The 19,785-nt window shown below is 60.5% G+C and carries 21 protein-coding genes; 15 read left to right on the top strand and 6 right to left on the bottom strand.

The annotated features are described in order from the left end of the window. Window positions 1-2: 2 nt before the first annotated feature. From cobN to EYD00_RS12090, 5 genes are read left to right on the top strand one after another with little or no spacing between them, the layout of a single operon-like run. Window positions 3-3,353: a cobaltochelatase subunit CobN gene (cobN, locus tag EYD00_RS12110; RefSeq protein ID WP_004444170.1), complete on the top strand. Its 3,351-nt coding sequence runs from the start codon at window positions 3-5 to the stop codon at window positions 3,351-3,353. Next, window positions 3,353-4,705, top strand: coding sequence for a precorrin-3B synthase (cobG, locus tag EYD00_RS12105; RefSeq protein WP_004444168.1), 1,353 nt, complete (start codon window positions 3,353-3,355; stop codon window positions 4,703-4,705). The genes cobN and cobG overlap by 1 nt, the downstream gene beginning before the upstream one ends. Then, window positions 4,702-5,334 (top strand): precorrin-8X methylmutase, encoded by a 633-nt coding sequence (locus EYD00_RS12100; RefSeq protein ID WP_004444167.1) that lies wholly within the window; start codon window positions 4,702-4,704, stop codon window positions 5,332-5,334. The genes cobG and EYD00_RS12100 overlap by 4 nt, the downstream gene beginning before the upstream one ends. Continuing rightward, a complete protein-coding gene (locus tag EYD00_RS12095; RefSeq protein ID WP_004444165.1) occupies window positions 5,331-6,098 on the top strand; it encodes a precorrin-2 C(20)-methyltransferase in 768 nt (255 codons plus the stop codon). The genes EYD00_RS12100 and EYD00_RS12095 overlap by 4 nt, the downstream gene beginning before the upstream one ends. After that, window positions 6,095-6,856, top strand: coding sequence for a precorrin-3B C(17)-methyltransferase (locus tag EYD00_RS12090; protein ID WP_004444163.1), 762 nt, complete (start codon window positions 6,095-6,097; stop codon window positions 6,854-6,856). Before EYD00_RS12095 ends, EYD00_RS12090 begins: the two co-directional genes overlap by 4 nt. Here the strand turns inward: EYD00_RS12090 and EYD00_RS12085 are convergent. Beyond that, entirely contained in the window at window positions 6,823-7,605 is a 783-nt protein-coding gene (locus EYD00_RS12085) for a cobalt-precorrin-6A reductase (RefSeq protein ID WP_004444161.1), read from the bottom strand. The genes EYD00_RS12090 and EYD00_RS12085 overlap by 34 nt on opposite strands. Between EYD00_RS12085 and EYD00_RS12080 the strand changes: the two genes are divergently transcribed. The 3 genes from EYD00_RS12080 to cobM are packed head-to-tail and all read left to right on the top strand — an operon-like array spanning window position 7,604 to window position 10,049. After that, window positions 7,604-8,863 carry a bifunctional cobalt-precorrin-7 (C(5))-methyltransferase/cobalt-precorrin-6B (C(15))-methyltransferase gene (locus tag EYD00_RS12080; protein WP_004444158.1) on the top strand — a complete coding sequence of 420 codons (1,260 nt, stop codon included), beginning with the start codon at window positions 7,604-7,606 and terminating at the stop codon, window positions 8,861-8,863. The two genes, EYD00_RS12085 and EYD00_RS12080, sit on opposite strands and share 2 nt — an antisense overlap. Next, entirely contained in the window at window positions 8,857-9,279 is a 423-nt protein-coding gene (locus EYD00_RS12075) for a cobalamin biosynthesis protein (protein WP_004444156.1), read from the top strand. Before EYD00_RS12080 ends, EYD00_RS12075 begins: the two co-directional genes overlap by 7 nt. Next, window positions 9,276-10,049, top strand: coding sequence for a precorrin-4 C(11)-methyltransferase (gene cobM / locus EYD00_RS12070; protein WP_034500022.1), 774 nt, complete (start codon window positions 9,276-9,278; stop codon window positions 10,047-10,049). The genes EYD00_RS12075 and cobM overlap by 4 nt, the downstream gene beginning before the upstream one ends. Here cobM and EYD00_RS12065 read toward each other — a convergent pair. Beyond that, on the bottom strand, window positions 10,004-11,134 hold the full coding sequence (locus tag EYD00_RS12065; RefSeq protein WP_004444153.1) for a cobalt-precorrin-5B (C(1))-methyltransferase: 1,131 nt from the start codon (window positions 11,132-11,134) through the stop codon (window positions 10,004-10,006). The two genes, cobM and EYD00_RS12065, sit on opposite strands and share 46 nt — an antisense overlap. A 57-nt stretch (window positions 11,135-11,191) precedes the next feature. Here EYD00_RS12065 and cobA point away from each other — a divergent pair, with 57 nt between their 5' ends. From cobA to EYD00_RS12050, 3 genes are all read left to right on the top strand, one after another. Continuing rightward, window positions 11,192-11,980 carry a uroporphyrinogen-III C-methyltransferase gene (cobA, locus tag EYD00_RS12060; protein ID WP_004444150.1) on the top strand — a complete coding sequence of 263 codons (789 nt, stop codon included), beginning with the start codon at window positions 11,192-11,194 and terminating at the stop codon, window positions 11,978-11,980. Then, window positions 11,977-13,293: a cobyrinic acid a,c-diamide synthase CobB gene (locus EYD00_RS12055; protein WP_004444146.1), complete on the top strand. Its 1,317-nt coding sequence runs from the start codon at window positions 11,977-11,979 to the stop codon at window positions 13,291-13,293. The genes cobA and EYD00_RS12055 overlap by 4 nt, the downstream gene beginning before the upstream one ends. Window positions 13,294-13,491: 198 nt before the next feature. Then, window positions 13,492-14,739: a cytochrome-c peroxidase gene (locus tag EYD00_RS12050; RefSeq protein WP_004444144.1), complete on the top strand. Its 1,248-nt coding sequence runs from the start codon at window positions 13,492-13,494 to the stop codon at window positions 14,737-14,739. Here the strand turns inward: EYD00_RS12050 and leuB are convergent. From leuB to EYD00_RS12035, 3 genes are all read right to left on the bottom strand, one after another. Next, window positions 14,720-15,832 (bottom strand): 3-isopropylmalate dehydrogenase, encoded by a 1,113-nt coding sequence (gene leuB, locus EYD00_RS12045; RefSeq protein WP_004444142.1) that lies wholly within the window; start codon window positions 15,830-15,832, stop codon window positions 14,720-14,722. The genes EYD00_RS12050 and leuB overlap by 20 nt on opposite strands. A gap of 270 nt (window positions 15,833-16,102) precedes the next feature. Continuing rightward, window positions 16,103-16,708, bottom strand: a complete 606-nt coding sequence (gene leuD, locus EYD00_RS12040; protein WP_004444140.1) for a 3-isopropylmalate dehydratase small subunit — start codon at window positions 16,706-16,708, stop codon at window positions 16,103-16,105. Window positions 16,709-16,869: 161 nt separating this feature from the next. Then, window positions 16,870-17,100: a hypothetical protein gene (locus tag EYD00_RS12035; protein ID WP_004444139.1), complete on the bottom strand. Its 231-nt coding sequence runs from the start codon at window positions 17,098-17,100 to the stop codon at window positions 16,870-16,872. Between the two features lie 110 nt (window positions 17,101-17,210). Here EYD00_RS12035 and EYD00_RS12030 point away from each other — a divergent pair, with 110 nt between their 5' ends. Together EYD00_RS12030 and EYD00_RS12025 are read left to right on the top strand one after the other, a co-directional pair. Next, entirely contained in the window at window positions 17,211-18,122 is a 912-nt protein-coding gene (locus tag EYD00_RS12030; RefSeq protein WP_004444137.1) for an HpcH/HpaI aldolase/citrate lyase family protein, read from the top strand. After that, window positions 18,119-18,325 carry a DUF1737 domain-containing protein gene (locus EYD00_RS12025; protein WP_003505258.1) on the top strand — a complete coding sequence of 69 codons (207 nt, stop codon included), beginning with the start codon at window positions 18,119-18,121 and terminating at the stop codon, window positions 18,323-18,325. The genes EYD00_RS12030 and EYD00_RS12025 overlap by 4 nt, the downstream gene beginning before the upstream one ends. A gap of 19 nt (window positions 18,326-18,344) precedes the next feature. Here the strand turns inward: EYD00_RS12025 and EYD00_RS12020 are convergent, their stop codons facing one another. Continuing rightward, window positions 18,345-18,785, bottom strand: coding sequence for a metallopeptidase family protein (locus EYD00_RS12020; RefSeq protein WP_003520258.1), 441 nt, complete (start codon window positions 18,783-18,785; stop codon window positions 18,345-18,347). A gap of 333 nt (window positions 18,786-19,118) precedes the next feature. Between EYD00_RS12020 and rplU the strand changes: the two genes are divergently transcribed. Further along, entirely contained in the window at window positions 19,119-19,433 is a 315-nt protein-coding gene (gene rplU, locus EYD00_RS12015) for a 50S ribosomal protein L21 (protein ID WP_003492690.1), read from the top strand. A 40-nt stretch (window positions 19,434-19,473) separates the two neighbouring features. Next, window positions 19,474-19,743: a 50S ribosomal protein L27 gene (gene rpmA / locus EYD00_RS12010; protein WP_004444127.1), complete on the top strand. Its 270-nt coding sequence runs from the start codon at window positions 19,474-19,476 to the stop codon at window positions 19,741-19,743. Window positions 19,744-19,785: the final 42 nt, after the last annotated feature.

The raw sequence follows: 19,785 nt of genomic DNA, 5'->3' as shown, positions 1-19,785 counted from the left end.
CGATGCATATTCTTGCCACCACATCCTCGTCTCTTGACGATCTGATCGAGCCGGTTGACCTCAACCAGCCTCGATCGGATGTGGTGATGCTGTCGTTTTCGACAAGCGATCTTGCCGGGCTTGAGCAGGCGTGGCGACAGGCGGACAGTGTGCTCCCCAGCCTGTCCGCCGCAAACCTCGCCGAGCTTCGCCATCCCATGTCGGTTGACCTGTGGATCGAAAAGACGGCGGAGCATGCCACGGTCATCCTTGTCCGAATCCTCGGTGGAGCGGAACGCTGGCGTTATGGAGTTGATCAGCTTTCCAGCATGGCGCGCCGACGTGGGATAAAGCTTCTGCTTCTGCCCGGCGAATGCAGTGAAAGGGACGAAAAGCTCGAAGCGGCGTCGACCGTGGACACACACATCCTGGCATCCGTCCTTTCCTTTTTCCGCGAAGGTGGAAGAGAGAATATGGGTCGCCTTGCCGGTGGCCTCGCCGCTCTGGCAAGAGATGACGCATGGCCGATGATAGAAGCTGAGCCATTGCCGAAAGCCGGCTTTTATCGGCCGGGGGTGGGGGTGTTGGGGCAAATGGAGGCCTGCTCTGGCTTCCCGGCTGCCGCGCCCGTTCTGCCTATTGTCTTTTATCGCTCCATGTTGCTGGCTGCGGATGCAGCGCCGGTGGATGCGCTCTTTCACGCGCTTTGCGAGCGCGGTTTCTCCCCGGTGCCGATTTTTGTCAGCGGCCTGAAGGATGGCGACGCCCTTCGCTTTCTCGAAAAGGCGCTGAGGGATATTCAGCCGGCTGCCATCCTTGCTGCGACGGCCTTTGCCAGTCAGAGCGATGCCGATGGCCATACGCTGTTCGATCGGCTTGGCGTTCCCGTTTTCCAGGTCGCCATGGCGACGACCCGCCGCGACGGCTGGGCGGCGAATGCGCGTGGACTAAACCCGTCCGATCTTGCCATGCATATTGTGCTGCCTGAACTGGATGGCCGGATTTTCGCAGGCGTGATTTCCTTCAAGCAGCCTCGGACCGATGGCGGTATCAGTCTCGTAAACATGCCGGAGGCGGATTGTGTCGAACAGGTGGCAAGCCGCATCGCGGCCTTCCTGCGTTTGAAAAATACCTCGCCGGAGGAGCGGCGCATTGTCGTTCTGATGCCGGATTATCCGGGTGCAGCCCCGGGTCGAACCGGTTATGCCGTTGGTCTGGATGTGCCGCAAAGCGTGCTCGAAATGCTGCGAGATCTTGCTGATGCCGGCTATTGCGTCGAAGATATTCCTGAAACGGCAAGGGCGCTGCTCGATCGCCTTGAGCAGCAGAAAGCGACGATCGATCTTGCGGACTATCGAGGTTTTCTTTCGGGTTTGCCTGACGATGCCGCGGCCTCCTTGAGTGCGACATGGGGAGCTGCGGAAAGTGATGAAGCTTTCGCCGATGGCGGGTTTCGTTTTCGCGTCGCGCGTTTCGGCCAGGTCTTCGTGGCGCTTGCGCCGGACAGGGGGCGCAATGAGGACCGCCGGGTTGACTATCACGATCCCGCCCTGCCTCCGCGCCACGCGCTTGTTGCCTTCGGCGCATGGATGCAGCGCGTGGCATCCGCCCATGCCATCGTGCATGTGGGCGCGCACGGTACGCTGGAATGGCTGCCGGGCAAGACAGTGGCGCTTTCCCGCAAGTGCTTTCCGGAAATTGTCACTGGTCCGCTGCCGGTGATTTATCCGTTTATCGTTTCCAATCCCGGTGAGGCGGCGGTGGCGAAACGGCGCATTGCAGCCGTCACCATCGGCCATATTCCGCCGGTGCTGGTTAATGCCGGGCTTTCGCCGGAACAACTGGCGCTTGAACAGCTGGTCGACGAATATGCGCAGGCCGATGGGCTCGATCGGCGACGGCGCGACCGGCTGGCGAAGCTGATCATTGAAAAAGCGCAGGAAACCGGGCTTGCAACCGAGGCCGGCGTGAATACGAAGGACGATGCCGACGCCGCCCTCTCACGCATCGACGCCTTTCTCTGTGATCTCAAGGATTTTGCGATCAAGGACGGCCAACACATTTTCGGCCGATGCGCCGAAGGTGAGGCTGATCCTCTGAGACTTCAAAGCGCCCGGGCCGAGAAGGCGGCCTTGCTTGCCGCACTCGATGGCCGGCACGTTGCTCCCGGTCCTTCCGGCGCACCGGCACGGGGCCGGATCGATGTACTTCCCACGGGCCGCAATCTTTATGCAGCGGATCCGCGCACGATGCCGACGCCCACCGCTTTTGAACTCGGGCGCATGGCCGGCGAAGAGGTGCTCCGTCATCATCTGCAGAGCCACGGGGATTGGCCGAAACATCTGGTGTTCGATCTCTGGGGAAGTGCCAGTCTTCGCAACGGCGGCGAGGATGTGGCGCAGGCGCTGCACCTGATGGGAGCGCGGCCGATTTACGACGCCGGCACCGGCCGCGTGACCGGCATCGAGGTGCTGCCGCCGGCCAGCCTCGGCCGTCCACGCGTTGATGTGACGTTCCGCATTTCCGGCCTGTTTCGGGATATGTTTCCTGCGCTGATCGCGCTTCTCGATGCTGCCGCCAAGGCCGTGGCGCGGCGTGAAGAAGCGCCGGGCGACAATCCGCTTGCGGAAGAGGCGGCTCTGCTCGGTCATATACCACCGCGGATTTTCGGCTCTGCGCCCGGCACCTATGGTGCCGGTATTGAGGAGAAGCTCGCCAGCGGCAAATGGGACGAACGCGAGGAGCTGGGTAAAGCCTACTTAGATGCGGCAAGTCACGCATTCGGGGGTGCGGACGGGCTGGAGATTTTCGAGGATGCCGGATTTGCGCAGGCGGTGCGCCGGGCTGATCTTCTGGTTCACACCGGCGATGATCCCGGCCGCGATCTTCTGGACGGTTCTTCCGATGTCGCTTTCATTGGCGGCTTTTCCGCTGCCAAGGCTGCACTTGGAGGCGTTGCCGATATCGTGGCGCTGGATACGACCGATCCGGCGCGCCCACGGGCAAGATCGATGACACAGGCCCTGACGCGGGTGGTGCGGGCCCGGGCCGTCAATCCGCGCTTCATCGAAGGCCAGATGCGACATGGTCCACGCGGTGCGGCGGAGTTTGCCGAGGCGGTGGACCGGCTGGTCGGCTTTGCCGAAACCACCAATGCGGTGTCGTCATCGTTGATCGAAGCCCTTTACGATGCCTATTTCGGCAATGAAGCGGTGCGCGATTTCATCCTGCGCGAAAACCCGAAGGCAGCGCGGGTGATGGCGGAACGTTTCTTGTCCGCCCGCCGCCGCGGCCTGTGGCACAGTCGCCGAAACGCGGTGGATGCGGAGCTTGAAATGCTGCTTTTGCCCCGTCCGGAAAGGGTCGGCGCGTGATGACGGCCTTATTCAATCCCGTTCAGCCAGTCAGCCGCCGCGGTGCATGCCCGGCTCTCTCTGCACCCATGCCCACCGGCGATGGTCTCCTGTCACGGATCGCATTCGAAGAGGATATCACGCCCCTTGAGATGAAGAGGCTTTGCGATCTTTCGGATTTCCATGGCAATGGCTTGATGGACATTACCGCCCGGGGCAGCCTGCAATTTCGCGGTCTGTCGCCCGAGAGCGCGCGCTTTCTGGAAAAAGAGGTTCTGGCGCTTGGTCTACCGCTTCGCGATGGGCTGGCGGTTGAGGTTTCGCCCTTATCCGGTCGCGACGAGACGGAAATTGCCGATGGCCGTTCTCTTGCAGACGAGATTCGCCGGGAGGCAAAAGCGCTGGGGCTTGCTGAAAAACTCGCCGCCAAAATGTCTGTGGTGATCGACGGTGGCGGATATGTCTCCATGGGAGATTTGCTCGCTGACATCCGCCTGAAAGCACAGCGTCTGGAAGGGCAGGTCTTCTGGCGCCTGTTTGTGGGCGGTCCGGAAAGCAGCTCGGTGGATGCGGGGCTGGTTGGCGCCGGCGCCGCAGCTGGTGTCGTCCTTGAATTACTCGCGCTTCTGGCAAAAAAAGGTCCGCTCGCCCGCGGTCGCGATCTGGATCGGAAGATGATTGAAGCGATCTGCGGTGATCATCTGGTGGATTGGGCCGGAAGCGAGGCATCCCCGTCCTTCGTGCCTTTGGGTTTGATGGCCGCAGGCGGGGCCGGTTTTGCTGCAGGCGTCGCGCCTGCCTTCAGTCAGATCAAAGCCGCTGATATAGCGCGTCTCTGCGAAACGGCCGCCATGCTCGGTATTCAGTCTCTTCGGCCAGCGATAAATCATAGCCTGCTGTTTTTCGGTTCCCAGCGCGCGTGCGGCGCACTACTTGCAAGTGCCGGAACATCGGGTTTCGTCACGGCTGCCGGCGACGGGCGATCTTCCATAGCAGTCTGTCCCGGCGCTCCCGGTTGCGCGTCGGCCTTTTATCCTACTCACGAACTGGCTTCCTTTGCGGCAGGCGCTTGCGCCCCGCTGCTCGACGGTTCCGTGACCCTGCATATTTCCGGATGCGGCAAAGGCTGCGCCCATCCCGCGCCGTCGCTTCTGACCTTTTCAGGTTCCGATAATGGCATGGCTTTTTCGATTTTTGGCCGCGCCGGTGATTCGCCGGACGGCATTTTACCCTTTGCACAACAAAGAGCGGCGCTTTCGCGGCTTGCCCGTCTTTATGAAAAAGAACATAAGCCCGGGGAAAACGCCGCTGGCCTGTTTGCCCGTCTGGGCAGGCAGGCAATTGTCGCGGCGCTTCGACAGGATGACCGATGACCGACTATGACTATATTCGCGATGGCAATGCGATCTATGAGCGCTCCTTCGCCATAATACGCGAGGAAGCGGATTTGTCCGCTTTTGCCGAGGATCAGGCGGACATCGCCATTCGCATGATTCATGCCTGCGGGCTGGTTGAGGCCGCCGCCCATTTCCGTTTCTCCCCGGATTTTGTCTCTGCCGCGCGTGGCGCACTCCTTGCGGGCAAGCCCATCCTTTGCGATGCGGAAATGGTCGCCCATGGTGTGACGCGCGCGCGCCTGCCAGCCGCCAATGCGGTCATCTGCACACTTCGTGATCCGCGCACGCCCGACATTGCGAGGTCCATCGGCAATACACGTTCGGCCGCCGCGCTTGATCTCTGGGCGGAGCACATGGACGGTGCTCTGGTGGCGATCGGCAACGCGCCAACAGCCCTGTTCTATCTTCTGGAGATGCTCGAAAAGGGCGCGCCTCGCCCCGCCGCCATCATCGGCATGCCGGTCGGTTTCGTCGGCGCAGCGGAATCGAAGGATGCGTTGGAAGTCAGTACGCTCGGCATTCCCTACGCCATCGTCAAGGGACGCATGGGCGGCTCGGCCATGACGGCTGCCGCCGTCAACGCTGTTGCGAGGGCGGGCCTGTGAGCGCGGCTCTTTTTGAACATCGTAAGGGGAAACTCGTCGGCGTCGGCACCGGTCCCGGCGATCCTGAACTGCTGACGCTGAAAGCGGTGCGCGCCATCGAGGCAGCCGACGTTCTGGCTTTCTTCTGCAAAAAGGGCAGTAGCGGCAACGGCCGTGGTATCGTCGAGGCCTTTATCCGTCCGGGCACGCTTGAAATGCCGTTGGTTTACCCCGTCACGGTCGAAAGCGACAAGAACGGTGAGAATTATCGCGATGCGATCGCCCGATTTTTCGATCAGTCGGCGAAGGACATTGCAGCACATCTCGAAGCCGGCAGGAATGTTGCCGTGCTCTCGGAGGGCGATCCGCTGTTCTATGGCTCCTATATGCATCTGCATCTGCGGCTTGCGCCGTCCTATCAGGCGGAAGTCGTAGCCGGCATCACCGCCATGTCCGGCTGCTGGTCCATGGCTGGGCTGCCGCTGGTGCAGGGAGACGATATTCTGAGCGTGCTTCCTGGAACGCTTGCAGAAGATGTTCTTTCTGACCGTCTTTCCGGCACGGACGGGGCGGTCATCATGAAAGTCGGGCGCAACCTGCCCAAAATCCGCCGTGCACTGGAAAAGGCCGGCAAGCTCGAACAGGCGCTTTATGTCGAGCGCGGCACCATGGCCAACAGCCATGCAGTGCGGCTCATCGAGCGGGATGCTTCGCCTGCGCCTTACTTTTCGCTGGTTCTTGTACCTGGCTGGAAAACGAGGCCCGGCGCGGGTGAAGCACCATGACCGGCAAGCTCGTCGTCGTCGGACTGGGTCCCGGTAATGCTGCACAGGTGACGCCGGAGGCGCTTGCGGCTGTCGCGGCATCCGACGATTTTTTCGGCTATATTCCTTATCTCGACCGGCTGTCGCTTGGTCCCCACCAGCGCCGCCATGCCTCCGACAATCGTGAGGAAATCTCCCGCGCTGAACAGGCCCTTCGGCTTGCGGCCGAAGGTGGCAGGGTCTGCGTGGTTTCCGGTGGTGATCCCGGTGTTTTCGCCATGGCGGCGGCCATCTGCGAGGCAATCGAAAATGGTCCATCCGAATGGCGCGATATCGATGTTTCCGTCGTGCCGGGCGTGACGGCGATGCTGGCGGTGGCGGCAAGAGCGGGTGCGCCGCTCGGGCATGATTTTTGCGCCATTTCACTGTCGGACAATCTCAAACCCTGGGGAATCATCGAGAAACGACTGATCGCGGCGGCGCAGGCGGGTTTCGTGATGGCCTTCTATAATCCTGTCAGCAAGGCGCGGCCGCATCAGCTCGGCACGGCGTTTGACCTGCTGCGGGTGCATCTGCCCGGATCGGTGCCGGTGATCTTCGGCAGGGCGGCAGGCCGCCTGGATGAGCGCATACGGGTCGTGCCGCTATCGGAGGCGTCGAGCGACATGGCAGACATGGCGACCTGTGTCATTGTCGGTTCGGAAGAAACGCGTTTGATCGAACGTCCCGGAAAAGAACCGATCGTTTATTCGCCTCGTTTTTCGAAAAGAGAAAACTGATGGTGGATGGCGGTGAGCGCAGTCGCTATATCCGGCACCGTTACGCTTGTGGCGGCCGTGTCGTGCGACTGCCTCGGCCGCTCGATCATGATAACCGGCAGATGGAGTTGTCTGGCCGCTTCGATCTTGCCGTAACTTGCTGCGCCACCCGAGTTTTTCGATATCACGACCTCAATGCGGTTTTCTTCCAGCATACGGATTTCGTCCTCCGTTGCGAAAGGACCGCGTGCAGTGATGTAACGCGCATCCGGCAACTTCAGCGGCGGTTCCACGGGATCGACGCTGCGGATGAGATAGTTGTGCTGGGGCGCGGCCTCAAAAGGAAGAAGCTCCTGTCGACCGAGCGCCAGAAACACGCATCTGCCTTGGCCGCCAAGCGCGACGATCGCCTGATAGATGCTCTCGACACTTTGCCAGTTATCGCCCGGCTGAAGCTGCCAGGCAGGACGCGAAAGCCTGATGAGCGGAACGCCTGCTCGCTTCGACGCCTCCACGGCATTGGCGGAAATTCTGGCGGCATAGGGATGGGTCGCATCCACCAGAATATCGAAATTCCCGGCGCGGATGAAATCCGCCAGCCCCGCCGCACCGCCGAAGCCGCCACTGCGCATGGGTACGGGCTGTTCCACCGGGGAGATCGTGCGCCCTGCCATGGAGAGCAGGATACGATAGCTGGAATCTTCGCCCAGCCGGCCGGCCAGGAGGCGGGCATCGGTCGTGCCGCCAAGAATGAGTATGGAGCGTGTCATGACCTCTGAATATTCCGGAACGGGCAAGGCTTCCACCGAAAAGGAAGCAACGCGCTGGCTTTCCATCGTCGGCATCGGCGAGGACGGGCTTGACGGGCTCGGTAAAAATGCGCTGCGGGCAATCGAGGCCGCCGAAATTGTCTTTGGCGGCAAACGTCATCTGGACCTGGCCGCTGCGGCCATTCAGGGCGAGGCGCGGGCCTGGCCCGTGCCATTCGACGTGGAGATGAGGGACGTTCTGGCGCTGCGCGGCAGGAGGATTTGCGTGCTGGCATCCGGTGATCCATTCTTCTACGGTGTGGGCGTCACGCTTCTGAGAAACGTCCCTGTCCGAGAGGTTGCATCGTATCCTTCGCCTTCGGCCTTTTCTCTCGCGGCTTCCCGGCTCGGCTGGCCGCTGCAATCGGTCGAGTGCGTTTCGCTGCACGGCCGACCCATCGACCTTTTGCGGCCGCATCTCCATCCCGGCACCCGCATCATAGCGCTGACGTCGGACGAGCGCGACCCGGTTTTGATCGCAAAATTGCTGTCTGCCTCCGGTTTCGGCCGGTCGGAATTCACTCTGCTCGAGGCTTTGGGAGGAGAACGGGAAAGATCGCGCCGCCTCCCGGCGAGCGATTTCGCCGTTAAGGACGTCAATGCTCTGAATGTCGTGGCAATTGACGTTGTTGCGGATCAAGGCGCACGTATCCTGCCCTTTGCGCACGGACTTGACGATGGCCTGTTCGAACATGACGGGCAGATCACCAAACGCGAAATCCGGGCTGTGACCCTGTCGTCGCTGGCGCCACGCCGCGGCGAACTGCTTTGGGATATCGGTGCGGGTTCCGGCTCGATCGGCATTGAATGGATGCTGTCGCACCCCTCGCTCCGTGCCATTGCCATAGAGCAGCATCCAGCAAGGGCGGAACGCATAACGTTTAATGCCGACGTCTGCGGTGTTCCCGGGCTTGAGGTCATGATCGGTTCCGCTCCCGACGCTTTTGAAGGGTTACCCCGTCCGGACGCAATCTTCATTGGCGGCGGCGGCAGTGAAGCGGGTGTATTCGATGGGGCCGTGGAGGCATTGAAATCCGGGGGACGTCTGGTCGCCAATGCCGTGACGTTGGAAATGGAGGCAGTTCTGCTGGCCGCGCATGCGAGGCTCGGCGGTTCGATCGTAAGACTGGATGTGTCGCGGGCGGCTGCTGTCGGTTCAATGTCGGGGTGGCGTCCGGCTATGCCGGTGACCCAGTGGAGCTGGGTGAAGCCATGGTGATCGTGGCTGGCATAGGCTGCCGTAAGGGAGCGACGGCGGGGATGATCATCGCTGCCTTGCGCGCTGCCGAGCAGGATTTTGGCGTCAAGGCCGACCGTCTGGCAACTGCGCCACTTAAATCGCGGGAAGCCGGCCTTGCGGAAGCGGCGAAAACCCTTTCCCTGTCGCTCGAAATCGTCGCGCAGCACCGGCTTGACGCGGTTATCTCGAAAACGCTGACGTTTTCACGCGCAAGTTTCGAGCGGTCCGGTTTGCCGAGCGTGAGCGAAACCGCGGCGCTTGCGGCAGCGGGAGAGAATGCAAGACTGGTCGCGCCGCGGCTCGTACACGGCGATGTGACGGTGGCCATCGCAACCGCTGACGGTGCCGCCCCAGAGGATGGCGGCTGCGCGATCGAACATGGAGAACACGAATGACGGTTCATTTCATCGGTGCCGGTCCGGGCGCCGCCGATCTCATTACGGTGCGCGGGCGCGATCTTATCGCGGCGTGCCCGGTCTGCCTTTATGCCGGCTCGCTGGTTCCGAAGGCGCTGATCGACTATTGCCCGCCGGGCGCGCGTATTGTCGATACGGCCGCACTTTCGCTGGATGAGATCGAGGCGGAATTCATCGCGGCAGCAAGGGAAGGCAAGGACGTTGCACGGTTGCACTCCGGCGACCTTTCCGTCTGGAGCGCAATGGGCGAACAGATCCGCCGGCTGGAGCAGCTGGGGCTCGATTACAGCGTGACGCCCGGGGTTCCTTCCTTCGCCGCCGCCGCGGCAGCCTTGCAACGCGAACTGACGGTGCCGGAAGTGGCGCAGAGCCTTGTGCTGACGCGGATTTCCGGGCGTGCATCGAAGATGCCCGATGGTGAGACGCTGCAGGCTTTCGGCGCGACGGGCGCGACGCTTGCCATCCATCTTGCCATTCATGCCATCGGCAGGGTCGTGGAAGAATTGACGCCGCTTTATGGTTCCGATTGCCCCGTCGCCATTGTCGTGCTGGCGTCCTGGCCGGATGAGCGGGTCATTCGCGGTAGCCTGTTCGATATCGAAGGCAAGCTTGCGGCCGAGCCTGTCGAGCGCACGGCGCTGATCTTTGTCGGCCGTGGTTTGGCCTCGACGGATTTTCGTGAAAGCGCACTCTACAGTGCAGACTATGTACGCCGCTTCCGGTCTCCAAAGGAGGATGCGGCGGGCTGATGCGACGGGGTGGAGGCGGTGCGTCCCTTCAACGCGCCCTGGCGATCGAAAACCAGGATATCCAGTGCTATGGTCGGCGTCCTCAGCGCCGCCGCCGCGGTCACCCAGGCTTTTTCCGCAACGATCGCGCCAAGATCGATAGCGTTGCGATCGGCCAGCTGGAAAGCATGGGCGACGGTGTTGGCGCTGCGAATGGCGTCAGCGAGTTCCCCATCGCCACCTGCCTCCCCTGCCAGCGCCGCCAGCGCATCGAGATCGGCAAGACCTTTTTTGGAGTGCACGTCGAGCATCCCCTGGGCGAGCTTCGTCATCTTGGCGACGCCACCAGCAATCGTTACCCGTTCGACCGGGTGGCTGCGCAGATATTTCAACATGCCGCCGATGAAATCCCCCATGTCGATCAACGCGGTCTCGGGCAGTTCATACAGCGCCTGTCCCGCTTTTTCAGAGGTGTTCCCGGTAGCGCCGAGCACATGAGTGCAGCCGGTCGCACGCGCCACGTCAATGCCTCGCCAGATGGAGTGGATCCAGGCCGAGCAGGAAAAAGGGATAACGACGCCCGTGGTGCCGAGAATGGAGATACCTCCGAGAATGCCGAGTCTGCCGTTGAGGGTTTTTTCCGCAAGTTTCTCGCCGTCCCGAACGGAAATTTCAACTTCGAAATCAGTCTCCGCACCAGCCACCTCGTGAATGGCGGTTTCGATCATCTTGCGTGGCACGGGATTGATGGCGGGTTCTCCTGGCGGCAGGGGCAGTCCGGGCCGCGTGACGGTGCCGACGCCCATGCCGGCCTTAAAGGTGATACCGCTTCCCGGTTGACCGCGCCGCACCGTGCTTTCGATCAGCGCGCCGTGGGTAACATCAGGGTCATCGCCTGCATCCTTGATGACACCTGCGCGGGCGAAGTTTTCACCCTTTTCCTCGGTCGCGAGGGAAAATGCGGGCCTCGCGCCGCTTGGAAGTTCGACCTCGACAGGGTAAGGAAACTCGCCGGTCAGAAGGGCGGCGCAGGCCGCCTTCGTGGCGGCTGCCGCGCAGGTGCCCGTGGTCCAGCCGCGGCGAAGGGTCTTTCCATCCGTTTCCATATGAATTCCTATAGCCGGGACGGCTTTTTCCGTCATCGTTAAAAAGCAGCCAAGAGAATGTCGATACCGCAGATTTTGAACAGTATTGCCGCAAAAAGTCCGGCCTTCGAAGCGGGGCACGTCTGGCTCGCGGGCGCAGGGCCGGGCGATGTGCGTTATCTGACGCTCGAAGTGGTGCTGGCACTCTCCCAGGCCGAGATCATCGTGCGTGATGCGCTGGTGAGTGACGATGTAGTGGCGCTCGGTCCCCAGGCGGAGATCGTCTTTGCCGGCAAGCGCGGTGGCAAGCCCTCTGCGACGCAGGACGATATTACCGCCTCGCTGATCGATTTCGCCCGGCAGGGAAAAAAGGTGCTGCGGCTGAAGGGCGGCGATCCCTTTATTTTTGGCCGTGGCGGCGAAGAAGCGGAGGCGCTGGTTCGTGCCGGCGTTCCGTTTCGCATATTGCCGGGCATGACATCTTCGCTGGCGGCGCTGGCTTCTGCGCGTATTCCAGCCACGATGCGTGGGATCAGTCGCGCCGTGACGCTCGCCACCGGTCATGCGGCGGGCACGGAGGAGGACCTGGACTGGCTGGCGCTGGCAAAAACACAGGAGCCCGTCGTCGTTTATATGGGTCTGAAGAATATCGGCGCAATTGCAAAGCTTCTGATGCAGGGCGGACGTGCGGCAACGACGCCGGTCGCTGTCATCATGTCGGCGACAACTGAACAAGAGCGCATCTTTATTAGCAAGCTGGAAAGCATAGCTGGCGATGCAATGCGGGAAAATTTCGAAGCGCCGGCCTTGATCGTCATCGGAGAGATTGTGTCGATGCGCGAGCGGCTGGGAGTTTCGCAGGCATGACGGCGCGGGCGATCATCATCGGCGCAGCGCGCTCGGGATCCGGCAAGACCAGCGTGACCATCGGCCTGCTGCGGGCTTTTGCCCGACGCGGCATCAAGGTACGCGGCATCAAGACGGGACCCGATTACATAGACCCGGGTTTCCATGCCTTCGCCACCGGCTCGTCAGGTCTTAATCTGGATAGCTGGGCAATGAGGCCAGAGCTGCTGCTGCACCTGTTTTCACAGCACACGCAAGACGCCGATCTCATTCTGATCGAGAGCGCGATGGGCCTGTTCGACGGCATTCCGGTGGCGGAAAACCGTACCGGTTCGGCTGCGGATCTGGCACGGCTATTCGGCATTCCCGTGCTGCTGGTCCTCGATGTGTCCGGTCAGTCGCAGACCGCCGCCGCCGTTGCTCACGGTTTTGCCCATTACGATCCCGCCGTAACCATGGCGGCGGTGGTGCTGAACCGGGCCGGCAGCGAAAGGCACAGGCTCCTGTGTACGGAAGCCATCGAAAAAATCGGATTGCGGGTTGCCGGATGCGTGCTGCGCGACCCCTCCCTCATCCTGCCGGAACGTCACCTGGGTCTCGTGCAGGCGAGCGAACATCCGGAAATCGATGCACATATCGAAAGGCTCGCGGACGCGATGGAAAAATCCATCGATCTCGATGCCGTGTTGTCTCTTGCTGCACCGGTCGAGCTGCCTCCGGGTTCGAAAGCAGCAGCCATCGCGCCGCCCGGCCAGCGCATTGCGCTGGCGGAAGATGCAGCTTTTACCTTCCTTTACCCGCATCTCAAGAAGCACTGGCATGCATCCGGCGCCGAAATCGTGCGTTTTTCTCCGCTCGCCGATGAGGCTCCGGATGGGCGCTGTGATATCTGCTGGCTGCCCGGCGGGTATCCCGAGCTTTTTGCCGGAAAACTCGCGAATGCCGCTGTTTTCAAGGCCGGCATCACCCGCTTTGCCGCGACAAAGCCCGTGCATGGCGAGTGCGGCGGTTACATGGTGATGGGGGCGGCGCTGGAGGATGCCGATGGGGTGACCCATGCCATGACAGGTCTGTTGTCGCATGCCACCAGCTTTGCCACGCGCAAGATGAATCTCGGCTACCGGCAGGCAACAATTGCGGTGAATGGTCCGCTCGGATCGGCAGGGGAAGTTCTGCGCGGCCATGAATTCCATTATGCGCGGGTCATCGATCCCGGCCAAGACGCGCCTTTTGCTGAGATAGCCGACGGGCAGGGTCGCCCGCTCGGGCCTTCGGGCGGCAGGCGAGGCCTCGTTTCGGGCACGTTTTTCCACGCCATTGCCCGGGGCGTTTGATCCCGGTGCGGCAAAGTGGAGCAAGCTGTGAAAGTTTGTAGGCTCCGACCGTGAGAAAGTGTTATAGGGTCCTCTCAGAGGGCATGGAAAGACGGAAATACTTCCGGCGCTCCATGTTCCGTGAAGTCCGGCCGGAAGCCGTTCTGTCTGCCGCGGCCCGGATCTGCTATCGCGCATTTATCTCGAGCGTGCCTACCGATGACGAAACCCGGATTTTTTCTCTCCGCCGCTATGGCTGCATCCGTTCTGCTCGCTCCTTTCGGTGTCGGGTTCGATGGCGTGGCTGCTCATGGCGGCGAAGATTATGCGACGCTGGAAAAGCTCGGCGCGGCGCTCTTTGACGATCCCAATCTTTCCATGAACAGGACGATGGCCTGTTCCACCTGCCATATGCAGTCAGCCGGTTTTTCCGATGGACGGGAAAACGACAAGGTTGGGCGCGATGTTTCGCTCGGCGATGACGGTTTCTCACTGGGCGACCGCAACGCGCCGACCGCGGCCTACGCCCGGTTCTCACCGCCTTTCGGCAGGAATGCGGCGGGAGAGTATGTGGGTGGCCAGTTCTGGGACGGCCGCGCCTCGCTGCTGGAGGATCAGGCAGGTGGACCGCCGCTCAACCCCGTCGAAATGGGTATGCCGAACAAGCCCTCGGTCGTGAAGCGACTCAAGGAGAATCCGGATTATGTCGCGGCGTTCGGCACGCAGTTTGGCAAGGATGTTTTTGAGAACGACGACACCGCCTATGCCGCAATGACGAAGGCGCTGGCGAGCTTTGAGCGATCGGACGAGTTCTCGACCTTCGATTCCAGATATGACCGCTTCCTGCGTGGCGAGGAAAAGCTGACTGATCAGGAAGAGCTGGGGCGGGTTCTTATCTCCTCGACGCAATTCACCAATTGCAATACCTGCCACGAAATCCGGGGCGCCAAGGGTCTGGAAGACGGCCTCTTCACCAACCACAAATATTTCAACATCGGTGTGCCCGCCAATACACCTGTCCGGGCCGTAAATGGCTCGAAGCCGGGCGCAGTCGATCTTGGTCTTGCGCAGAATCCGATCGTCGCCGGTGATCCGGCTGAGCGCGGCAAATTCAAGGTGCCGACGCTGCGCAACGTCGCCGTGACCGGCCCTTACATGCACAATGGCGTGTTCAAGGATCTGCGCACGGTCGTGCTGTTTTACGTGAAATATAAGAGCAAGAAGCCGAGCCGTCAGATCAATCCTGAAACCGGCAGGGCCTGGGACGCGCCTGAGGTGCCTGAGAATATCGCCATGGCGGAACTGACATCAGCGCCGGCGCTGGACGACAAGCGGGTCGACGCCATTGTCGCGTTTCTGAAGACACTGACCGACAGGCGCTACGAGCATCTTCTTACGAAGGAAAACGGGCAGACGGCTATGCCGCCTGCCCAGCCTGTATCAAGCCTTACGCCGAAAGCGCCTTGAATTCGACAAGAACCGCATCACCCATTTCGGACGTGCCGACTTGGCGGCTGCCTTCTGCCATGATGTCGGCGGTTCGGATGCCCTTGTCGAGCACGTTTGCAATCGCTGTCTCGAGTTTCGTTGCCTCATCCACCATGTTGAACGAGTAGCGAAGGCACATGGCGAAGGACGCGATCATGGCGATGGGGTTGGCGATGCCCTTGCCGGCAATGTCAGGCGCCGAGCCGTGGACCGGCTCGTACATCGCCTTGCGTTTGCCGGTCTTGGCGTCCGGTGCGCCAAGCGAGGCGGAAGGCAGCATGCCAAGCGAGCCGGTGAGCATGGCGGCGACGTCGGAAAGCATGTCGCCGAAGAGATTGTCGGTGACGATAACGTCGAACTGCTTGGGTTTGCGCACCAGCTGCATGCCGCCGGCATCCGCCAGCATATGCTCCAGCTGAACATCCCTGTACTTTGCGGCATGGGTTTCGGTGACCACCTGGTTCCACAGCACGCCCGACTTCATCACGTTGCGCTTTTCCATCGAGCAGACGCGGTTGTCGCGGGTGCGGGCCAGCTCGAAAGCGACACTGGCGATCCGCTCGATCTCGAAGGTGTCATAGATCTGGGTGTCGATACCGCGCTTCTGGCCGTTGCCGAGGTCGATGATCTGCTTTGGTTCACCGAAATAAACGCCGCCCGTCAGCTCGCGAACGATGAGGATATCGAGACCTTCGACAAGTTCCGGCTTCAGGGAGGAAGCGGCGGCGAGTGCCGGGTAGCAGATGGCGGGACGCAGATTGGCGAAAAGTTCAAGATCCTTGCGCAGGCGAAGAAGGCCGGCTTCCGGGCGATGCTCATAGGGAACGCCATCCCATTTCGGGCCGCCGACGGCGCCGAAAAGGATAGCATCGGCGGCGAGCGCCTTTTCCATGTCCGCATCGGAAATCGCAACGCCATGGGCGTCATAGGCGGAACCCCCGACCAAGCCTTCGGAGACTGTGAAACCGGCACCTTCAGCGCTGTTCATATAGTCGATCAGCTTGCGGACTTCGGCCATGGCCTCAGGGCCGATACCATCACCGGGCAGAAGGAAAAGCGAACGAACTGTCATAGGAACCCTCCTTGGGCGGCGCGCCGGAAAACATCCAGAAGGGTTTTCGATGGCGGCGAGCACGGCGTCAAACTCGTTCCGTCCTGCATCTGCAAGGTCTTATTGCAGCCAGACGGGATCGGGGGCTTCTTATCTCTGCCTCAGGGGCTTTTCAAGCAAAGCAAAAGCCGATCCGGTACGGTTTTGTACGGGATCGGCTTTTTAGTCTTTTACCTTGACGCATTTTCCTGACGGGCCCGCTTGTGCGAATGCCCGACGTAGAAAGTGGGATCAGGCCCAGGGCCGCGCGGAGGCGTTGGTCTTTTCGAAGGTATCGATTGCGCCGCGATGTTCCAGCGTCAGGCCAATATCGTCGAGGCCATTCAGCATGCAGTGACGCTTGAACTCATCGATCTCAAAACTGATCGTACCGCCGTCGGGACCGCTGATCTCCTGACGTTCAAGATCGATGGAAAGAACGGCGTTTGATCCGCGCGATGCGTCGTCCAGCAGCTTTTCCAGGTTCTCCGGGCTGACGACAACCGGAAGAATGCCGTTCTTGAAACAGTTATTGTAAAAAATATCCGCAAAGCTGGTGGAGATCACGCAGCGGATGCCAAAATCGAGCAGCGCCCAGGGTGCGTGTTCGCGCGATGAGCCGCAGCCGAAATTATCGCCGGCGACGAGGATCTGGGCGTTCTGGTAGGCGGGCTTGTTCAGCACGAAATCGGGACTGGGCGAACCGTCTTCGAGATACCGGGATTCAGCGAAAAGGCCCTTGCCGAGACCGGTGCGCTTGATGGTCTTCAGATAATCTTTCGGAATGATCATATCGGTGTCGATATTGACGACCGGCATGGGCGCGGCAACGCCTGTCAGCTTGGTGAATTTTTCCATCTGTCGCTTCCCGTGTTTCCCTGAACAAAATCTGGCTCTGGCTAAAGCCGGCCGGAGTTAACTTGGGAAATACTGCAAAAATGGTCGCTTTAGAAGCGCAAACCCGCATTCATCGGTACGCCTTGCGCGCACCGCCGGTGCTTTTTCCGAATTCATCGACCTCAGAGATCGATAATCGTACCCTTACCATCGTTCCAGACGCGCATGTCGCGCTGACCGCGGGGCTTCACAGGGATCGGAGCCGGCTTCAGACGCGCGGACAGGAGGCGGGATGCGCTGAGAACCGCGAGCACGCCAATGAAAGCGACCGTAAGCGACGCCGTGAAAAGAGCGGCCATGGCCAGAATTGCAATGCCGGATGCGGCGATGAAAAACGAACGTATGCCTTGCATGATCCAAACCTTTCTTTCCAGACGAATGTGGGCCTTCTTCTTCCGGCTTGCAAGAGGATTCAGTGGATTGTCGGCTTGCAGATGTCACAAAAGCTTGACACAAGTGCGGCATGGTCAGTTTTTCCGAAAATATTCCTGTCCGACCGCGCCGTTCGCTGCTGTCCGTCCCCGCGATCAACGTCCGGGCACTGGAGAAAATTCGCGATCTCGATTGTGACGGGGTGATCCTCGATCTGGAAGATTCGGTAGCGCCCGACATGAAGGGCAAGGCGCGGGAGAATCTGAAAACCTTGTTTTCGGAAGCCCCTTTTTTCGGCGGCGAGACCATTATTCGCATCAATCCCCTCTCCACGTCTGAGGGGAGGGCGGATCTGCAGCTTGTTCTTTCCTGTCGGCCGAACGCAGTCTTGCTGCCGAAGGTGGAACAGCCGGCGGATATCAATGACGTGGCTGATCTTCTGGCCGAAGCAGATGCGCCCGAAGCCCTGAAAATCTGGGCGATGATCGAGACGCCGCTCGGTGTCCTGAACGCCGCCTCGATTGCAGACGCGGCCCACACGCCGGATGCACGGCTGGCGGCTTTTGTCATCGGACTGAACGACCTCCGCAAGGAAACGCGCGTTCCAGCGCTGACAGACCGCATGTATCTCGTACCCTGGATGATGCAGGTTGTGCTTGCCGCCCGTGCGTACCGTCTGGAAGTCATCGACAGCGTTTCAAACGACTTTCGTGACATCGAGGCCTTCGAAGCTGAATGCGAACAGGGGCGCGCCATGGGGTTCGATGGCAAGATGTTGATCCATCCTGCTCAGATCGAGCCGGCTAACCGGCGTTTCGCCCCGGACGAGACTGCGGTCGCGGAAGCGCGTGAGATCATTGCGGCTTTCGCAAAACCGGAATATGCGAAATTGAATGTCATCAACATGAATGGTCGGATGACAGAACGGCTGCATGTAAACCAGGCCGAAAGGCTGGTCGCCATGGCCGATATCATCGCACAAAGAAAGGTAAAAACGACGTGAAGGTCTATCGTTTCATCACCGGACCGGACGACGCGAAATTCTGTCACCGGGTTACCGAGGCGCTGAACAAAGGCTGGGAACTCGCGGGTTCGCCAAGCTATGCCTTTAATGCGGCAAGTGGCGTCATGCATTGCGGCCAGGCCGTGACCAAGGTGGTCGAGGGCAAGGAATACCATCCCGACATGAAGCTCGGCGAGCAGTAAGCAGTCATGGCCGCCCCGATCAGCGATCGGCGGCGGCCTCGTCGGCGCTTTCTTCAATCCGCTCCATGTCGTCATCAGACAGGCCGAAATGATGGCCAATCTCGTGGATGAGGACATGAGTGATGATATCACCCAGTGTTTCCTCGTTCTCGGCCCAGTAGTCTAGAATGGGACGTCGATAAAGCGTGATACGGTTTACCATCTCGCCCGTTTCCATGGTGAAACGTTCGGAGATGCCCCGGCCCTCGAAAAGCCCCAGGAGATCGAAAGGGGTTTCGAGCGCCATGTCTTCGAAGACATCGTCGGTCGGGAAATCGGCGATCTCGATGATGAGATCTTTCGTCAGTGCGCGAAATTCTTCCGGCAGGTGGCCATAGGCCTCGATCGCAAGCGATTCGAAGGCGGAAAGTGTCGGCGCATGGCGGTCCCGCCAATCGTCGGTCTGGTCTATGCGGGCCATTTCTGCTCCTTGTTGGAAGGCCCATATAAACACTTGCTGGACAAATTTCGAGACCTGACTGCCGCGCCTGCCGAAAAAGCATGAAATTCTTGGCGTTACAGTTACTTTTCAAGCCGTCTTCATCTTGACATAAACCGGCGTCTCGCGTAATCGGCACCCAAATTGATGGCGTAGTGCGCCTTCTTTTAAATACCGCCCTCAAAAAGGCGGCTTCACCGGCAGACATTCAAAGGGACATCCTGTCCCGACGGGTTTCTACCAAATTCCGACTGATAAAAAGACGGCCAGCTTGCTTAGGCGGGCAGAGCCGGAACGAACATGAAAGGATAAAAAATGTTCGCAGTCATCAAGACCGGCGGTAAGCAGTACCGCGTAGCGGCCGACGCCGTGCTGACCATCGAAAAGCTGGAAGCAGAGGCAGGCGCAACTGTAGAATTCACCGAAGTTCTCGTTGTTGGCGAAGGTGCCGACGCCAAGTTCGGTGCTCCCTTCGTCAAGGGTGCCATCGTCAAGGCGGAAGTTGTCGAGCACAACCGCGGCAAGAAGGTCATCGCCTTCAAGAAGCGTCGTCGTCAGAACTCCAAGCGTTCGCGCGGCCATCGTCAGCATCACACTGTCGTCCGCATCACGGACATCGTTGCTGCCTGATCGGCGCGACACGGGAAACAAGGTTTAAAGGAGAACTCCAATGGCACACAAAAAAGCTGGCGGTTCCTCGCGTAACGGTCGCGATTCCGAATCCAAGCGCCTTGGCGTAAAGAAGTTCGGCGGCGAAGCTGTCATTCCAGGCAACATTATTCTGCGTCAGCGCGGCACGCAGTGGCATCCCGGCGCCAATGTTGGCATGGGCAAGGACCACACGATTTTCGCACTGACCGCAGGTAACGTGAACTTCCGTACGAAGGCCAATGGCCGCGTATTCGTATCCGTGGCACCGAAAGCGGAAGCCGCAGAATAAGCCGGTAAGCGTCATATGCAGCCGGTGTCCCATCGACCCGGC

This window comes from Agrobacterium sp. 33MFTa1.1 (genome assembly GCF_004328495.1).
Classification (GTDB): Bacteria; Pseudomonadota; Alphaproteobacteria; order Rhizobiales; family Rhizobiaceae; genus Agrobacterium; species Agrobacterium pusense.
This window is presented reverse-complemented; position numbering and strand designations above follow the sequence as displayed.

What these genes read in the sequence shown, in the direction of transcription:
- EYD00_RS12080 (WP_004444158.1), top strand. Translation starts at nt 7,604, where the DNA reads ATGACCTCTGAATATTCCGGAACGGGCAAGGCTTCCACCGAAAAGGAA.
- cobA (WP_004444150.1), top strand. Translation starts at nt 11,192, where the DNA reads ATGTCGATACCGCAGATTTTGAACAGTATTGCCGCAAAAAGTCCGGCC.
- EYD00_RS12065 (WP_004444153.1), bottom strand. Translation starts at nt 11,134, where the DNA reads ATGGAAACGGATGGAAAGACCCTTCGCCGCGGCTGGACCACGGGCACC.
- EYD00_RS12050 (WP_004444144.1), top strand. Translation starts at nt 13,492, where the DNA reads ATGACGAAACCCGGATTTTTTCTCTCCGCCGCTATGGCTGCATCCGTT.
- EYD00_RS12085 (WP_004444161.1), bottom strand. Translation starts at nt 7,605, where the DNA reads ATGACACGCTCCATACTCATTCTTGGCGGCACGACCGATGCCCGCCTC.
- rpmA (WP_004444127.1), top strand. Translation starts at nt 19,474, where the DNA reads ATGGCACACAAAAAAGCTGGCGGTTCCTCGCGTAACGGTCGCGATTCC.
- cobG (WP_004444168.1), top strand. Translation starts at nt 3,353, where the DNA reads ATGACGGCCTTATTCAATCCCGTTCAGCCAGTCAGCCGCCGCGGTGCA.
- leuB (WP_004444142.1), bottom strand. Translation starts at nt 15,832, where the DNA reads ATGACAGTTCGTTCGCTTTTCCTTCTGCCCGGTGATGGTATCGGCCCT.
- rplU (WP_003492690.1), top strand. Translation starts at nt 19,119, where the DNA reads ATGTTCGCAGTCATCAAGACCGGCGGTAAGCAGTACCGCGTAGCGGCC.
- EYD00_RS12020 (WP_003520258.1), bottom strand. Translation starts at nt 18,785, where the DNA reads ATGGCCCGCATAGACCAGACCGACGATTGGCGGGACCGCCATGCGCCG.
- leuD (WP_004444140.1), bottom strand. Translation starts at nt 16,708, where the DNA reads ATGGAAAAATTCACCAAGCTGACAGGCGTTGCCGCGCCCATGCCGGTC.
- EYD00_RS12035 (WP_004444139.1), bottom strand. Translation starts at nt 17,100, where the DNA reads ATGCAAGGCATACGTTCGTTTTTCATCGCCGCATCCGGCATTGCAATT.
- EYD00_RS12090 (WP_004444163.1), top strand. Translation starts at nt 6,095, where the DNA reads ATGACCGGCAAGCTCGTCGTCGTCGGACTGGGTCCCGGTAATGCTGCA.
- EYD00_RS12030 (WP_004444137.1), top strand. Translation starts at nt 17,211, where the DNA reads ATGGTCAGTTTTTCCGAAAATATTCCTGTCCGACCGCGCCGTTCGCTG.
- EYD00_RS12075 (WP_004444156.1), top strand. Translation starts at nt 8,857, where the DNA reads ATGGTGATCGTGGCTGGCATAGGCTGCCGTAAGGGAGCGACGGCGGGG.
- cobN (WP_004444170.1), top strand. Translation starts at nt 3, where the DNA reads ATGCATATTCTTGCCACCACATCCTCGTCTCTTGACGATCTGATCGAG.
- cobM (WP_034500022.1), top strand. Translation starts at nt 9,276, where the DNA reads ATGACGGTTCATTTCATCGGTGCCGGTCCGGGCGCCGCCGATCTCATT.
- EYD00_RS12100 (WP_004444167.1), top strand. Translation starts at nt 4,702, where the DNA reads ATGACCGACTATGACTATATTCGCGATGGCAATGCGATCTATGAGCGC.
- EYD00_RS12055 (WP_004444146.1), top strand. Translation starts at nt 11,977, where the DNA reads ATGACGGCGCGGGCGATCATCATCGGCGCAGCGCGCTCGGGATCCGGC.